We start from the raw sequence: 16218 nt of genomic DNA, 5'->3' as shown, positions 1-16218 counted from the left end.
GCTGACCTGCCGCGCTTGTTATGGCTCCCGTCATGGTCCATGTCGTATGCTCCGGCGACAGGAGATGGACTGCCACGATGAATTTCCATTCGATCTACCGCCATGGCTTTGCCCGCGTCGCCGCCTGCGTCACGGTCTCCAGCGTCGCCAACCCGACCGCCAACGCGGCGGCGATCCTGGCGGCGGCGCGCGCCTGCCATGATCAGGGCGCGGCGGTCGCGGTGTTTCCGGAGCTCTGTCTGTCCGGCTACGCGATCGAGGACCTCGTCAAGCAGGACCCGCTGCTCGATGCCGTGCAGCGCGGGCTGCTCACCCTCGTCGAAGCCTCGCACGACCTGATGCCGGTGCTGATCGTCGGCGCGCCGCTGCGCTTCGCCCACCGGGTCTACAATTGCGCCGTCGTGATCCATCGCGGCGAGGTGCTCGGCGTCATCCCCAAGAGCTACCTGCCGACCTATCGCGAGTTCTACGAAGGCCGCCACTTCGCCTCCGGTGCCGGCATCCGCGGCGAGATGATCGAGGTCGCCGAGACCATGGCGCCGTTCGGCACCGACCTGCTGTTCGCCGCCGCCGATGTCGCCGGGCTCGTGATCGGCGTCGAGATCTGCGAGGACATGTGGATCCCTGTCACGCCGGCGTCCGAACTTGCGCTTGCCGGCGCCACCGTGCTCGCCAATCTCTCCGGCAGCCCGATCACGGTCGGCCGCGCCGAGTCTCGCTCACTCTTGTGCCGCTCGACCTCGGCGCGCTGCCTCGCCGCCTATGTCTACGCGGCGGCCGGCGCCGGCGAATCCACCACGGACCTCGCCTGGGACGGCCAGACCTCGATCTTCGAGAACGGCGTGCTGCTCGCCGAGAGCGGGCGCTTCCGCCAGACCGGCCAGACCATCGTCGCCGACGTCGATCTCGATTTGCTGCGCCAGGAGCGCGCGCTGATGGGCACGTTCGACGACAATGCGCGCGCGCAAGGCGCCGGCGTGCACTGGCGCCGCATCGGCTTCGAGCTGCAGCCGGCCGAGGGCGACATCGGCTTCAGGCGCAGCATCGAGCGCTTTCCGTTCGTGCCGAGCGATGCCGCGCGGCTCGATCAGGACTGCTACGAGGCCTACAACATCCAGGTCGCCGGCCTGACGCAGCGGCTGCGCGCCACCGGCACCAAGCGCATCGTGATCGGCGTCTCCGGCGGGCTCGATTCCACGCATGCGCTGATCGTCGCGGCGAAGGCGATGGATCTGCTCGGCCTACCCCGCACCAACATCCTGGCCTACACGATGCCGGGCTTTGCCACGGGCGCGCAGAGCAAGTCCTACGCGCATGCGCTGATGTCTTCGCTTCAAGTCAGTGCCGCCGAGCTCGACATCCGCCCCGCCGCCACGCAGATGCTGAAGGACATCGGCCATCCGTTCGGCCGCGGCGAAGAGGTCTACGACGTCACCTTCGAGAACGTGCAGGCGGGCTTGCGCACCGATTATCTGTTCCGGCTCGCCAATGACCGCGGCGGCCTCGTGCTCGGCACCGGCGATCTCTCCGAGCTGGCGCTGGGATGGTGCACCTATGGCGTCGGCGATCAGATGTCGCACTACAATGTCAATGCCGGCGTGCCGAAGACGCTGATCCAGCATCTCATCCGCTGGGTGATCGCCTCGCATCAGTTCTCGGCTGACGTCGACCGCACGCTTGAGGCGGTGCTGTCGGCGGAGATCTCGCCGGAGCTGGTGCCGGTGAAGGAGGGCGAGACGCCGCAGAGCACGCAGGCCACGATCGGCCCCTATGAGCTGCAGGACTTCAACCTGTTCTATACGCTGCGCTACGGTATGCGCCCGTCGAAGATCGCCTTCATGGCGCATCACGCCTGGAAGGATGCGGGCGAGGGCGCCTGGCCGCCGCACTTTCCGCCCGACAAGCGCAACGCCTATGCGCTCGGCGACATCAGGAAGTGGCTCGAAGTGTTCCTCAAGCGCTTCTTCGCCTTCAGCCAGTTCAAGCGCTCGGCGATGCCCAACGGCCCGAAGGTGGTGGCCGGCGGCGCATTATCGCCCCGCGGCGACTGGCGCGCGCCGTCGGACGGCAATGCGACGGCGTGGCTGGAGGACCTGGAGAGCGTGCCGAAGTGAGGGCTGCAGTCCTCGTGGCATGTCGATGGCGCACCGTTTTGCATCACGGGCGGTGCGCTCCCTCTCCCCGTAAGAACGGGGAGAGGGAGCGCACCGGCGCTCGCCGTAACCGCTGTTGCCTCCCACCGTCTTGCTCCGCTGCCCCGCTTGCCATATCCGAAGAAGCGTCGCAGCGTAGTTTGCGGCGCTGCAATTGCCTCTTCAAACGGAGCCCCTCCATGAGCGTGACCGCCGCCGGCATTTCCTCGATGGCGACGAGGCAGATCCTCGCCGAGCTCGCGGCCGCCTATGAGGAGGCGACCGGCGAGGTGATCACGATCGAATCCGTCGGCGGCGTCGATGCCGCCAAGCGCATCCGCGCCGGCGAAGCGTTCGATTTCGCGGTGCTGGCTTCCGACGCGTTGCAGAAGCTCGAGGCCGACGGCCACCTCGTGCCCGGCAGCATCATCGAGATCGCGGAATCGCCGATGGCGATGGCGGTGCGCGCCGGCAGCGCCAAGCCCGATCCGCTCGACGAAGCCGCCGTGCGCAAGGCGATGGAGAACGCCAAGGCGATCGGCATCTCCACCGGCCCGAGCGGCACATATGTGCAGAAGCTCGCCCGCGACTGGGGCCTGGAGGGCGATGGCGCCTCGCGCCTGGTCCAGGCCAAGCCCGGCATTCCCGTGGCCAAGCTGCTCGCCGATGGCGAGGTCGATGTCGGCTTCCAGCAGCTCAGCGAGATGCTCGGCGCACCTGGCATCGACATCGTCGGTCTGCTGCCGGACGCGCTGCAGCCGGGCACCGTGTTCGCCGCCGCGTTGTGCAACGCCGGCGCACACACCGACGCCGCACGCGCGTTCATCGAATATCTGGTCTCGGACGAGACCGCCGAGACCAAGCGCCAGCACGGCATGACGCCGGTGTGAGGCGGCGAGGGGCAAGGATCGTCCTGGACGTCACGTGCCTCGCAACTTCCGCATGGAACTTCGCCCCGCCGCGCCCTATCGAAGGACGTGTGCTGAAAGCGAATGGAAGGACTCATGCGTCGCTGGCCTCTCGTATCTCTCATCCCTCCGTTGCTGACCGGCTGCGTCACGCAGAGCGCGGAAAATGACAAGGCTGCGGAAGCCGCCGCGATGGCGACGCATCTGCCGGCCGACTATCGTCAGATCCTCGCCAACGATTTCAAGACCTGGCCGGACTACGCTGGCATGCCCATCACCAAGGCCCAGATATCGAACCCCGCCAAGGAGTTCGGTGACATCCTCAATGGTGGAACCGTGGTCGGCATCTGCGTGCGCTACATGACCAGACCGCGTGCTTTTGGACAGGAGCTCAGCCCGCGGACGGTGGTCGAATCGATTTCCTTCACCAACAAGCGCCTGAATCACGCAGGTCTGAAAGGCCGGCGCGAGATCGCGATGCTCAGCTGCGACGCAAAGCGCGTCTACTCGCCCTTTCCCGAGATCGAGACGGAGTAGGCACGGATCGGAAGCGACCAGCGCATCGGCACCGGCTTGGGGCGCGGCTGCCGGTTGCGCGCGTCGGCCGATCCCCCCGACGGTCCAGGGGCGACGAAAAATGGTCCGCGCGTATGTCGTCCGAGCCCCGCGCCGTTCGTCTTGTCATCGAACGGCAGAGGAGGAGACGAATGATCACATCGCACTATCGCTGGGTGATCGTGGCGGCCGGGGGCGTGCTCGGCTGCGTCGCGGTCGGCGGCCTGTTCTCGCTGCCGGTGTTCCTCAAGCCGATGGCCGCCGAGACCGGCTGGTCGGTCGCGGGGATCTCAAGCGCGATGACCATCGGCTTCCTGGCGATGGCCGTCACCAGCATGGGCTGGGGCACGTTGTCCGACCGGATCGGCCCGCGTCCCGTGCTGCTGATCGGATCGGTCCTGCTCGCCGTCAGCCTGCTGCTGGCAAGCCTGACGTCCTCGCTGCTGGCGTTCCAACTGCTGTTCGGACTGATCGCTGGCATCGCGACAGCGGCGATCTTCCCGCCGGTCATGGCGACCGTCACCGGCTGGTTCGACACCCACCGCAGCCTCGCGGTCTCGCTGGTCTCGGCCGGCATGGGTGTCGCGCCGATGACGATGTCGCCGCTCGCGGCCTGGCTCGTGTTCAGCTACGACTGGCGCACCGCGATGCAGTGCATCGCCGCCATCGTCGCCGCTATCATGATCCCGACGTCGCTGCTGGTGGGCCGTCCACCATCGTCAGCGCCCGACGCCGCCCTCGCGTCGGATCCGGCCGCCGGGCCGGCTGAGATGACGCGCGCGGCGGCGCTGCGCTCGCCGCAGTTCCTGATCCTGCTCGCCACCAACTTCTTCTGCTGCGCCACCCATTCCGGCCCGATCATCCACACCGTCAGCTACGCCGTCACCTGCGGCATCCCGCTGATGGCGGCGGTGACGATCTACAGCGTCGAGGGGCTCGCGGGCCTCGGCGGCCGCATCGCCTTTGGCCTGCTCGGCGACCGCTTCGGCGCCAAGCGTGTGCTCGTTCTCGGCCTGCTGGCGCAGGCGTTCGGCGCGCTCGCCTACGTCGTCGTGCGCGACCTCGCCGCGTTCTATGCCGTCGCGGCGACCTTCGGCTTCCTTTATGCCGGCACCATGCCGCTCTACGCGGCGATCGCGCGCGACAACTTTCCGCAGAGCATCATGGGCACGGTGATCGGCGGCACGGCGATGGCCGGCAGCCTCGGCATGGCGACCGGCCCGCTGGCCGGCGGCCTGATCTACGACAGCTTTGCCAGCTACACCTGGCTCTATGTCGGCTCGTGGGTGATGGGCCTCGGCGCTGTCATGATGATGATGACATTCAGGCCGTTTCCCAAGCCGGCGTCGCAGCCTGGCGTCGTGCCGATGCAGGCGCCGGCCTGACGCTGCTGCATCGCACCTTCACGCGCGCTGTCGGAATCGGACAACAACGCTTGATCCACCGGCAGGAACTGCGATGTCGCAGCCGGGTTGGGCGAGCGTGGGGTTCAACCGGATGGAGATCGGATCCATGAAGAAGACCCAGCTCGCCATTGCCACCCTCGTCGCCGCCACCCTCGCTGCCGTCCCGCTCGCCGCGCAAGCCAAGCATGCCAAGAAGCACAGCGCCGCGACCTCGACGACCTCCTCGCAGACCACCGGCAGCAACATGCGGGCGACCGGCGGCGGCGCGATGAAGTCCAGCCGCGATTCCACCTCGTCGAGCCAGGGCAACGTCGGCCCAGGCACGAACCAGGCGGGGAGCATGGGGAAGTAGGACGGAATCGTCCCTCGGATTCCGCGTCGGAGTGCCCGGTGCCCGGGCTTTCCGGCGCGCGGTGGCACTCCGCAGCAGCGCAGCGATGCAAGACGCCGCTACACCACAGCGCTGCAAGACGACGCGCTCCACGCGAACGGACGGCGCGAAACCACGGGAGCGAACAAACCTTGCGAACACCAATCGGCCTCGCCAATCGGGCGATGAGTCCCGATCAGCAAAACCCGATTACTTCGAGGCTTCCTTGATCTTGTGATCCAAATGCCCGGTGCCGTGGTCCCGGCGCAACTGGCTCAGCGACGTCTCGTTGAGCTGAAGCAGCACGTCACTGAGCTTCGTCGAATCCGGATAGCCCGCCGCGAACGATTTGCCATAGATCTTGCGCAGCGTGCCGACCAGCGTATTGCCATGCTTCCGGCTGATCTCGCCATCCTTGTCCCGATGGCGGCCGTCCAGGCCCGGTTCCTTCATGCGTCTCTCCCCCTGATGCGACTTCTGTGCTTCTGATAGCCTGCGCTCAATCAACGAGATTGGCAACGCTGCAGCGCGACAGACGAAGTCGCGGGCGCCTGTGCGTCGTTGCGGTTGGCCATCTTTGCCAAAGGCGTCGGCCGAAATAAAGATTTCACTTGCCGGTTTTCCGAAATCGCGATTTTATCTGCGGATTCCGCCTCATGCAGAGGGCGTACGCGTCGTCACGATACGTGGAGGTGGGCTGCGATGGACGTGGATGCTGCGCCAGACGAGCGCGTGCGTCGCGGACGGCGAAGTCGTGTGGTCCCGGCCTCCCGATGCTGAGGTCAAGCCTGCTGTTATGCGCAAGCGTCACGCGGGCGATGGGGGCAAGAAAGCCCGGTCCCCAAGGAGAGCACGAAGGACACCGTTAAAACCGATCGCGCAGGGAGGGCCGGGTCGTCCGGCTGGACCTGTGGTACCTGCCGCCTGCATCTTTTTCGCAGGCGGGCCACGGGCCTCAGTCGAGGTCCGGCTCTCCCTGCGCCTCTCGTATGTCGAGGCGCGCCGACCAGCGCATCCCTCGGACTCATCGAGCCGCGAGACTGCGCGCGCACGCCTGAAGCGACCGCAAGTGGCTGTTTGACATCTGGCTGTTTGACATCCGAATGACGTGACGGTGCTTGTCTGCGCCCGTGACAACGTCGAGCAGCGTCGGGCCGAACCCACGGATAGGAGACGCGGTCAGTCGCAGTACGTCTCAAGGAGCTCGACGGTGAGAAACCGGATCGCGCCATAGAGCGGTCGTGTTCATCCGTGAACGAGGACAACGAGAGCTCCACGCCGCCGGCATTTGCAGCAGGGTTGGCCCCAGTGATGGAGAACACCACTCGGCAAACGACAATTGCGGAAGGATGTCGAAACAGTATCACGTTGAGGTTGTGTTGAGAAGGCTTGAGTGTACAATCTTGGGGATGCCAGATTTTCGATGGGAGCGACGGGCTTCCCGATAGGTGTGCTGGCTGAGAGAGGGTCGTGCCGGCATGCCTCTCATCGTCTATCCGCATTGCGACATGCACGTCGCGCTGAAGAAGCCCGCGACCAAGGTGCTGCCGTTCCGCGTGTTCGACCAGGACCTGCCGAACGGCTCGACGACCTACACGCTGACCGACGTCACCGCGGACTGCAATTTTCGAATCCTGGCGCCGTACAACCCGGTCGGGTCCCGGCTGACCAGCTTCGTGACGATTGATCCTGCGGCGCGCACCATCACCGGCGACGACGTCGGCATCAATCTCGTGGTGATCGAATACGGCCCCGGCTACGTCGTCGCGCGTATCCAGGTGCACGACGATGTGCTCGGCTGGTGGTTCGGCAACTCCTCGATCACCACGGCGCTGCATCCGACGGTTGCCCACAGCCAGCCGACGCTGTGCGCGCTGTTCAGCGACGATCCGACCGGGACCGATCTCGTCGGCGACATCACCGGGCACGGCTTCGTCACGCTCAGCTCGGCCAGCCCCGGCACCTTCGTGGTGGCAAATACGAACAATGAGGGACGGTTGAGGGGCGTGAGCGAGGGCGCGGCCCAGCTCGACGGCAGCTTCCTCGGCGTCAACCAGAGCCTGCCGGTGAAGGTGGTCGACTACGCCAAGACCCGCGACAACATCTCCACGGTGCGCGCCGGCGACCTCGCCAATGCCTCCGAGATGCACAACATCCTGTTCCTCGCCGAAGGCTTTCGCGCGTCCGAGAAGGACAAGTTCGACAAGATCGTGCAGGAAGCGGCGGACGGTCTGTTCTCGCAGAAGCGCCACGAGCCCTATGGCACGCTCGCGGGCAGCTTCAACGTATTCAAGGCCTTCCAGGCGTCGGAAGAGCAGGCGGTGACCTGCGGCTGGCGCGTCAACGACGAGGAGACCTCCGAGCTCGGCAAGGGCGGACCGATTCCGTGGAACTACAGCGTTTCGGACGACAAGAGCATCTACGAGGTCGACGAGCTCGTGGCCCGTGTCGGCCTGCCGCTCCGCAACGAGACTGCGACGCCGGCGCAATTGAAGGCGCGGTGGGCGAGCCAGTCGCTGCCCAATTACGACGCGGCGAAGGTCAACGACACCCTGATCGAAGCGTGGAGGAAGCAGAAATCGCTCGGCATCCTGGAGGCACGTGACACCTTCTACGGCCTGATGCTCGGCGCCCGCTGGGGCGACCGGTCGGCGAAGTCCGGGGCCGCTTTGACGATGCCGGCGGCGGATGCGGCGGGCGATGCCAACCTCGCGCCGCTGATCGCCCGCGCCTATCAGTTCTTCAAGCCGGCCAGCGCCACCCGGCACCTTGCCCCGGATCCGCGCCGGCACCCGCCGGAGCTCGCCAGGGACGGCCGCGCGAACGTTGCGGCGCCGATCATGGCCTACCTGTCCGGACTGCGGCTCGGGCCGTCGCCGCACACCGCGCTCGGCGCCGAGTGGATACCGGACGGCACCTTCAAGCGCAGCCGCGGCCTGATCGCCATGATCACCAACGAGGACATGATCGGCGGCACCAATTTCAACCAGTCGACCGTGACCGCCAATTCGCTGCAGAGCCTGAAGACGCTCGATTTCGAATATCCGGCGACCAACACGGCGACGAAGAAAGTGATGCGGCGCAAGCCTGCCAGCGACATCGACGCCGACCTCACCGATATTATCGACACGGTTGCGCACGAATTCGGCCATTCCTTCAATCTCGGCGACGAATACGAGACGAGCGCCGAAGACAATGCGACCGCTTCGAGCGAGGACGACAACATCGTCGCGCTCGCCGACATCTTTCAGGATCCGAGCTACGCCGCCAACCACTCCCGTCTGGTCGATCCGTCCAAGGTGAAATGGTTCGAACTTCTCAGGATCGAGCTTTCGGCCAAGCTGACCCAGGCTTCGACCCAGCAGGGTGGCTCGATCGAGGTCAGGATCGACCCGCGCCAGATCCCGCGCTGGGTGCAGGCGAAGGCGGCCGGCCGCCAGGCGTTTCTCCGCCGCATCCAGATCACGGCGATCGGCCAGCAACTGCCGCTTACGTTCATCGATGCCGATTACCTCGTCAGACTCGACATCGGCGACATCGACCAGAACCTCGGCTCGATCCGGCTCGGCGGGCTGGAATTGCCGCCGGCGCCGTTTCCCGTGTTTCCGAAAGGCTCGCTGCTGTTCGTGCCGCGCCGCGACGATGCGGACGCGCTGGTCTATGTGGTGGAAAAGAAGGTGCGCGACTTCATCGCAGGCAACCATCTGCCGCTCAACAAGGATACCGACACCGCTCATGTGAACGACGAGGGCGACGACCCGAAGGACATCCCGGACTTCAAGCCGCCATGCAAGGCGCAGCGGCTGGTCGGCCTGTACGAGGGCGCATACAACTTCACCGGGCTGGTCTATCGGCCGGCCGGCGACTGCAAGATGCGGAACAGCAGCGGCGCTTTCTGCCATGTCTGCAAATGGCTGATCACCAACCGCGTCGATCCCGCGCTGCACGACGTCGTCGACCGTGAATTCTATCCGGAGGCCAAGAAAAATGGCTGAACCGGGCGCCCTCGAAACGATCGTCGCCGAGATCGGCAAGCTGCTGCTGCCGCTGCGGGCGGCGGTGGAGTCGCCGGCCGCGTTCCAGGGCCTGCTGCTCAAGCTGGGCTGGGATTCCGACGTGATTCCGAAGCCGATCGCCGATCTCGCGGTCGACTTGCAGTTGTTGTTCGATCGGCTCCAGGCGCTGGTCGGCGGTGGGCTGTCGCTCGACGGCGAAGTGGCGTCCGACGGCGAGATGACGCTGGAGTCCGGGGCGCTCGAAGACGCCTTCAAGGCCATCGAGGCGATCGCCGGCGTCGTGCAGGCGATCGACGACCTCGTCTCGGCGCCTGGCGGTGCATTTTCGGCGACGCTGAACGCCGACAATTTCAAGGGCGAGTTTCCGGGGCAGCTCGTCGGCTATCTCTTCATCACCTATCTGCGCAACCATCATCCGGGCATCGGTTTCGCGCTGCAGGCGCTCGGCGTCATCAGCACCCGCTATACCGCGCCGGCCGGCAACCGCCCGGACTACATCGACTACAGGTTCAGCTTCCCGGACCTGCCGAAGATCGTCTCCGACCCGGTGACACTGTTCGAGAACGCCTTCGGCTGGGGCACCGACAGCTTCGACTTCTCCGGCTTCGCGCGACAGATCGACAGCCTCGCGGCCGGGCTCGGGCTCGACGTCCGGATGGTGGAGGTGCCGGATCGGGTCGCGCGCGCGCTCGAAGGCGGCCCTCCGACCGGGCGTGCCGCGGTGCGCAAGCGGCTCCGCTTGGTGTTCTTCGAGCGGGCGCGCGACGCGGGTCGGCTATCGGCCGAGCTCGGACTGTTCCCGCTGCCGAAGTCCGGGACCAAGAAGCCGGGCTTCGCGCTGCTGCCGTCGTTCAGCGGGCTGCTGTCGGTGCGGATGCAGCTCGGTCCGACGATCGCGGTGACGATCTCGAGCGACCTCGATCTCACCGGCGGTGTCGGCCTGATGGTGCGGCCGGGCAGCGGCATCGACATGGTGACCGGCTTCGCGGGCAGCGGCGCGCCGACGTCGGCCAAGGGCACCGCGCGCGTCGAAGTGGAATACTCCGCCGCCTCCGGCAGCCCGACCATTATCCTCGGCACCGGCGAGGGCACGCGGCTCGAATACCAATCGGTGAGCGGTGCCGGCGGCTTCACGCTGGTGGCGGGCAAGGACGTCGAGGTGTTCGCCGAGGTGGATCTCAAGGGCCTCGCTTTCGTCCTCGACGCGTCCGGCTCGGACGGCTTCATCTCGACCATCCTGTCGGGGATCTCGACGCGGTTCGAGTTCGATCTCGGCCTCGGCGTCGCCTATCCGCGCGGCGTGTATTTCCGCGGCACCTCGCATCTCGAGATCCAGATCCCAGCGCATATCGACCTCGGTCCGATCGAGGTGCAGGGACTGACGCTCGCGGTGACACCGTCGGGTGGCGGCCTCCCGATCGATATCGGCGCGACGCTGAAGGCGGCGCTCGGTCCGCTGGTCGCGGTGGTGGAAAACATCGGGCTGCGGACCGATCTCGCTTTTCCGGGGAGCGGCGGCAATCTCGGCCCGATCGATCTATCCTTCGGCTTCAAGCCACCGAACGGTGTCGGGCTGTCGATCGATGCCGGGGCGGTGACGGGCGGCGGCTATCTCTTCATCGATCCGGACCGCGGCGAATATGCCGGCGCGCTCGAACTGAAGATCCTCGACTTTCTCTCGGTGACGGCAATCGGCGTCATCACCACCAAGATGCCGGACGGGTCAAAGGGCTTTTCCTTCATCGCCATCATCACGGTCGAGTTCAATCCCGGAATGCAGCTCGGCTTCGGCTTCACCCTGCTGGGAGTCGGCGGACTCGTCGGCCTCAACCGCTCGATGGACCTCGACGCGCTGGTCAACGGCGTGCGCGCCGGCTCGCTGGACTCGGTGCTGTTCCCGCACGACGTCGTCGCCAACGCGCACCGGATCATCTCCGACCTCCGCACCTTCTTCCCGCCGGAGCAGGGGACCTTCCTGATCGGCCCGATGGCGAAGTTCGGCTGGGGCACGCCGACGCTGATCAGCCTGTCGCTGGGGATCATCATCGAGATTCCCGGCAACATCGCCATCATCGGCAAGCTGACGGTGGCGATCCCGGACGAGCGGCTGCCGCTCATCATCATCCAGGTCGCCTTCATGGGCGCGATCGAATTCGACAAGAAGCGCGGCTGGTTCTTCGCCATCCTGTACGAATCGCGCGTGATCTTCATGCCGCTCGACGGCGGCATGGGCGTGCTCGCGTCATTCGGCGGCGACGCCACTTTCATCGTCTCCGTCGGCGGCTTCCACCCGGCCTACAATCCACCGCCGCTGCCGTTCCCGCCGATCCCCCGGATCGCGATCAACATCCTCAACACGCCGGTGGCCCGCATCCGGGTCGACGCCTATTTCGCGGTGACGTCGAACACCGTGCAGTTCGGCGCACATGCGGAGCTTTATTTCGGCATCTCGATCGCCAGCATCGAGGGCCATCTCGCCTTCGACGCGCTGTTCCAGTTCTCGCCGTTCTATTTCATCATCACGATCTCTGCCTCGCTGTCGGTGAAGCTGTTCGGCGCGGGGCTGTTCAGTATCCGCTTCCGCGGCTCGCTCGAAGGCACATCGCCCTGGCACGTCGAGGGCACCGGGAGCATCTCGCTGCTGTTCTGGGACGTCGACGTCGACTTCTCCCACACCTGGGGCGACAAGGAGGACACCAGCCTGCCGCCGGTCTCCGTGCTGCCCCTGCTGGTGGCGGAATACTCGAAGGCGGAGAATTGGACTGCCGCGCTGCAGAACAGCAGCAGGCTGTTGGTGACGCTCAAGACCGTGGACGCGGGCTCCGACCTTGTGCTGCATCCGGTCGGCTCGCTCAAGATCACCCAGCGTGCGATTCCGCTCGGCATCACCCTCGACAAGATCGGCGCGCAGCGCCCGGACGACGCCAATTACTTCGCGGTCGCGGCCGCGACGTCGGGCATCGAGAAGCGCGCCACCATCCGGGAGTCGTTCGCGATCGCCCAGTTCAAGGACCTCAAGGACGGCGAGAAGCTCAGCGCTTCCGACTACGAGGCCGAGGAGGCGGGGCTGGAGCTGTCGGTCACTGGCAACCAGGCCAAGACCAGCTATGTCACCAAGCGCATCGCCCGCTACGAAGAGATCATCGTCGACAACAATTTCAAGCGCGCACGCCGGCGCTTCGTCACGCTCATCTCCGGGCTGTTCACGCACTTCCTGGCCAACAACGCCGTGGCGCGGTCGGAGATCTCGGCGAAGTCGCGCGATCTGAAGCACGGATTCGACGACAAGATCGCGGTCGATCAGGCGTCCTATGTGGTGGTGAGCCTGGTCGACAATTCGCCGATCGCCGGCGCGCCTGCGTCGTTCCAATCGCGCGCCAGCGCCGGTGAATTCATGGCGGCCGAGACGCGGCGCAATCCGAGCTTCGCCAGCGAGGCCCATATCGTGCGCCCGCACGAGATGAAGCGCGCGGCGTAGCGGAGGCACGATGATGGCGGGCGGTCCGGCGAGGCGGCGGGGAGGGGCGGGATGAGCGACACGATCGGCACCTATTCCTTCCTGCCCTGGCTGCGGCTCGGCGTGGCGAACAACATCACCGCGGCCGACAACGACAACGCGGTGGCGCTGCGCGCGACGATCAAGGTCGACTTGTCGCTGGCCGGGCGGCCGGTCCAGGGCGACACGGATCTGACGGCGACGATTTCGCGCGACGTCGCGCTCTATGGTCCAGGCGACATCGTCGGCATCGATCCGAAGGCGGTGGTGAAGGTGGAGCCGCGCGACTGGATCACCAATTTCGAGCCGAACTACCTGCCCTTCGTTGAGTTCTATGACGAGGATTTTCCGTGGCGCTACACGCCGGCCGCGCCGGACGAGTCGCGCCACCGGCTGCGCCCGTGGCTCGCACTCTTGGTGCTCGAGGTGGAGGAGTTCAAGGAAGTCGCGGTGTCGTCGGCGCGGCCGCTGCCGGCGATCGAGGTGACGGGCGATCCGGCCTCGGTGTTTCCGCCCGCCGACCAGCTTTGGGCCTGGGCGCACGTCCACGTCAATCGCGACCTGATCCAGCAGGACGGCGTGGTGGAATCGACCAATGCCGACCAGGCGAGGGCGCGACTGGAGAGCCTGCTGGCCAGCAATCCGGACTACGCCTATTCGCGCGTCCTGTCGCCGCGTCAGTTGAAGCCGAATACGTCCTACCATGCGTTCGTGGTGCCGACCTTCGAGAGCGGCCGTCTCGCCGGCCTCGGAATCGCGCCGGTGGCGAATCCCGCGCTCTTCGCGACCCTGTCGGCCTGGGCGGACTATACCGACCGGCCGTTCCCGACGCTGCATCCGGTGTACAAGCGGTGGTACTTCAAGACTGGGACGGTGGGCGATTTTGAGTACCTCGTCCGCCTGCTGAAGCCGCGTCCGCCGGACTCGCGGCTCGGCCGCCGCGACATGGACACGCAGACGCCGGGTTCCGGGATGCCGCCCATCGCGGTCGCCGGGCTTCACGGGGTGCTGCGGCTCGGCGGCGCGCTCAAGGTGCCGGACGAGGCGCTGACCGGTGCGCAGGAGGCAGAAGCTGCGGCCTATGAGGGCTGGGATGAACCCTACGCGCACGAATTCGAGAAGGCGCTGGCGGGCTTCGTCAACCTGACCGACGACTATGCCCGCGAAGGCGCGCCCGACCCGGTGATCACGCCGCCGCTGTACGGCCGCTGGCACGCGCTCACCGAACGGCTGCTTGAGGAGGCGGACGGCAGCGACGCGCCGCAGCCGCGCAATTGGGTGCACGAGCTCAATCTGGACCCGCGGTTTCGCGTTCCCGCCGCGTTCGGCACGGAAGTCGTGCAGAAGAACCAGGAGGCCTATATGGACGCCGCCTGGGACCAGGTCGGCGACATCCTCGCGGCGAACCGGCGGATCAGGCTGGCGCAATTCGCCAAGGCGGCGGCCGCGATCTGGCATGCGCGCCATCTCGGGCCGCTGAAGGATCTCAGCGCGGAGCGCGGGCTCACGATGATGGCGCCGGTGCAGCGCCGGGTGATCGCGGACGGCTTCACGCTGCGCCATCGGCTCAAGGAAAGCACGGTGCCCCGCGCGGCGCTGTCTGCGCCGTTCCGGCGCGCGGTCCGGCCGCGCGACCAGGTCGCGGCGACGCTCGGCTTCGACTCGCCGAAAGGCGCCGAAGAGCTGCTGGAGAAGATCAATCGCGGCGAGGTCAGCGCGGCGCCGCCGCGGGTCACCCCGGAAGCCTTGCCGGCGGTGGAGGATGTCGCCGCGCAACTTCAGCCGAAGTCGCTGCCCGCGGAGCTGACCGACTGGCTCGCCAAGCACCGCTGGGCGAAGTGGGTATTGCTGGTCGTTCTGCTGCTGCTCGCCGTGCTGCTGCTGGCCGTCGCCATTCCGTTCGCGATCGTGGTCGCGGCAGCGGCGCTGGCGCTGTTCGGATGGCTGGTGCGGCTGGAGAAGCAGGCTGGCATCGCGACCGGCGTGTTGCCGCAAGGGGCTTCGCCCGAGATCATCGACGCGCTGCCGGGCTTTCCGTCGTTCACCATCCGCGATCCTGATCCCGCCGCGCCTGAGCCGGTCGGGGGCGTTTCGTCCGCCGACAGCCCGGAGGCGGCGCGCTTCAAACTGGCCCTCAAGGACCTCAACCGGCTGCTCACAGTCAGCGCCGATCTCGGCAGGCCGCCGTTGCGCAAGCCGATCGACATCGCCGCGCTCGGAGCGTCGACCTTCGCTGCGATTGATCCCGACAAGACGGTGCCCGCCTGCACCTTCTCCTCGATCACCATTCCGCCGCGAGTGCTGGCCATCAACGGGATCGCGACGCTGCTGCAGCCGGAAGTGTTCAAGCCGGTGATGGCATATCCGGAAATCGACCTGCCGATGTACAAGCCGCTTCTCGGCCTGTCCGACGAGCACTTCCTGCCGAACATCGACAAGATTCCGCAGAACACGATCACGCTGCTCGAGACCAATCAGCGTTTCATCGAGGCCTACATGGTCGGCCTCAACCATGAATTCGCCCGCGAGCTGCTGTGGCGCGAATATCCCACCGACCAGCGCGGCAGCTGCTTCCGCCAGTTCTGGGACCCGAGCGGCGTGATCGACCGGGAGGGCCTGTCGAAGGACGAGCTGCGCGAAAAGCTCCGCGATATTCCGCCGCTCCACACCTGGTCGCTGTTCTCCAAGCTCGGCGATCACGACCATCGCGAGAAGCCGGGCGAGAACGAGGAGGAAGTCGTCCTCGTCATCCGCGGCGAGCTGCTGAAGAAATATCCGACCGCGGTGATCTACGCCCAGAAGGCGCGCTGGCAGCGCGACGACGGCGGCGCGATCAATCCCCGCGTCGAGCGGGTGCTGGAGACCGACGGTCCGGTGGAGGATCGCCTGCGCACACCGCTCTACGAAGCCAAGGTCGATCCCGACATCACCTTCATCGGCTTCGACCTGACCTCGAAGGAGGCGAAGGGGGGCAGCGGCCGCGGCAATTCGACGGCGCCGGGCTGGTTCTTCGTCATCAAGGAGCGGCCCGGCGAGCCGCGCTTCGGCCTCGATATTTCTCGCGATGGGCCGCTCAACGTCTGGAACGATCTCGCCTGGCCCGACGTGCTGTCCGACGCCGACAAGGGCTTCCTGCAGATCAGGCCGGGCGGGCCGACCCTCACCCTGGACGATCCGGTGGCTCCGGAGCTGCAGGAGAAGAAACAACAATACGATGAGGACAAGGCGCTCCGCTGGCATCCGGACAGCAACTCCGCGGAGCTCGCCTACATCCTCTACCAGGTTCCCGTGCTGGTCGCGGTGCACGGCAGCGAGATGCTGCCGAACTGATCGCG

General features: G+C 66.4%; 9 protein-coding genes. 8 read left to right on the top strand and 1 reads right to left on the bottom strand.

The genetic code is table 11. The annotated features are described in order from the left end of the window. Positions 1 to 77 precede the first annotated feature (77 nt). The 5 genes from QX128_RS08130 to QX128_RS08110 all read left to right on the top strand — a co-directional run bounded on the left by QX128_RS08130 (position 78) and on the right by QX128_RS08110 (position 5353). Positions 78 to 2114, top strand: coding sequence for an NAD(+) synthase (locus QX128_RS08130; protein ID WP_316237169.1), 2037 nt, complete (start codon positions 78 to 80; stop codon positions 2112 to 2114). Positions 2115 to 2332: 218 nt separating this feature from the next. After that, positions 2333 to 3022 (top strand): substrate-binding domain-containing protein, encoded by a 690-nt coding sequence (locus tag QX128_RS08125; protein ID WP_316181135.1) that lies wholly within the window; start codon positions 2333 to 2335, stop codon positions 3020 to 3022. Between the two features lie 114 nt (positions 3023 to 3136). Further along, the gene (locus QX128_RS08120) at positions 3137 to 3577 is read left to right on the top strand and encodes a hypothetical protein (RefSeq protein ID WP_315804590.1); all 441 of its coding nucleotides are present in this window, start codon (positions 3137 to 3139) and stop codon (positions 3575 to 3577) included. Between the two features lie 170 nt (positions 3578 to 3747). Further along, a complete protein-coding gene (locus tag QX128_RS08115; protein WP_316237168.1) occupies positions 3748 to 4980 on the top strand; it encodes an MFS transporter in 1233 nt (410 codons plus the stop codon). A 127-nt stretch (positions 4981 to 5107) separates the two neighbouring features. Continuing rightward, positions 5108 to 5353, top strand: coding sequence for a hypothetical protein (locus QX128_RS08110; RefSeq protein ID WP_316237167.1), 246 nt, complete (start codon positions 5108 to 5110; stop codon positions 5351 to 5353). Between the two features lie 228 nt (positions 5354 to 5581). Here the strand turns inward: QX128_RS08110 and QX128_RS08105 are convergent, their stop codons facing one another. Continuing rightward, a complete protein-coding gene (locus QX128_RS08105; protein ID WP_315804587.1) occupies positions 5582 to 5824 on the bottom strand; it encodes a hypothetical protein in 243 nt (80 codons plus the stop codon). Positions 5825 to 6849: 1025 nt separating this feature from the next. On the opposite strand from QX128_RS08105, the gene QX128_RS08100 reads away from it, so the two are divergent. From QX128_RS08100 to QX128_RS08090, 3 genes are read left to right on the top strand one after another with little or no spacing between them, the layout of a single operon-like run. After that, a complete protein-coding gene (locus tag QX128_RS08100) occupies positions 6850 to 9366 on the top strand; it encodes a M64 family metallopeptidase (RefSeq protein ID WP_316237166.1) in 2517 nt (838 codons plus the stop codon). Then, positions 9359 to 12865, top strand: coding sequence for a DUF6603 domain-containing protein (locus QX128_RS08095; protein WP_316218026.1), 3507 nt, complete (start codon positions 9359 to 9361; stop codon positions 12863 to 12865). Before QX128_RS08100 ends, QX128_RS08095 begins: the two co-directional genes overlap by 8 nt. Positions 12866 to 12916: 51 nt before the next feature. Then, on the top strand, positions 12917 to 16213 hold the full coding sequence (locus QX128_RS08090; RefSeq protein WP_316237165.1) for a hypothetical protein: 3297 nt from the start codon (positions 12917 to 12919) through the stop codon (positions 16211 to 16213). Positions 16214 to 16218: the final 5 nt, after the last annotated feature.

The organism is Bradyrhizobium sp. SZCCHNR1015 (assembly GCF_032489875.1).
In the GTDB taxonomy this organism is placed as follows: domain Bacteria; phylum Pseudomonadota; class Alphaproteobacteria; order Rhizobiales; family Xanthobacteraceae; genus Bradyrhizobium.
The sequence above is the reverse complement of the archived record's forward strand: the minus strand, read 5'-3'. Positions and strand labels throughout refer to the sequence as shown.

Excerpts from the sequence above, each read along its gene's own strand:
- QX128_RS08095 (WP_316218026.1), top strand. The coding sequence starts at position 9,359 with ATGGCTGAACCGGGCGCCCTCGAAACGATCGTCGCCGAGATCGGCAAG.
- QX128_RS08115 (WP_316237168.1), top strand. The coding sequence starts at position 3,748 with ATGATCACATCGCACTATCGCTGGGTGATCGTGGCGGCCGGGGGCGTG.
- QX128_RS08105 (WP_315804587.1), bottom strand. The coding sequence starts at position 5,824 with ATGAAGGAACCGGGCCTGGACGGCCGCCATCGGGACAAGGATGGCGAG.
- QX128_RS08090 (WP_316237165.1), top strand. The coding sequence starts at position 12,917 with ATGAGCGACACGATCGGCACCTATTCCTTCCTGCCCTGGCTGCGGCTC.
- QX128_RS08110 (WP_316237167.1), top strand. The coding sequence starts at position 5,108 with ATGAAGAAGACCCAGCTCGCCATTGCCACCCTCGTCGCCGCCACCCTC.
- QX128_RS08130 (WP_316237169.1), top strand. The coding sequence starts at position 78 with ATGAATTTCCATTCGATCTACCGCCATGGCTTTGCCCGCGTCGCCGCC.
- QX128_RS08100 (WP_316237166.1), top strand. The coding sequence starts at position 6,850 with ATGCCTCTCATCGTCTATCCGCATTGCGACATGCACGTCGCGCTGAAG.
- QX128_RS08125 (WP_316181135.1), top strand. The coding sequence starts at position 2,333 with ATGAGCGTGACCGCCGCCGGCATTTCCTCGATGGCGACGAGGCAGATC.
- QX128_RS08120 (WP_315804590.1), top strand. The coding sequence starts at position 3,137 with ATGCGTCGCTGGCCTCTCGTATCTCTCATCCCTCCGTTGCTGACCGGC.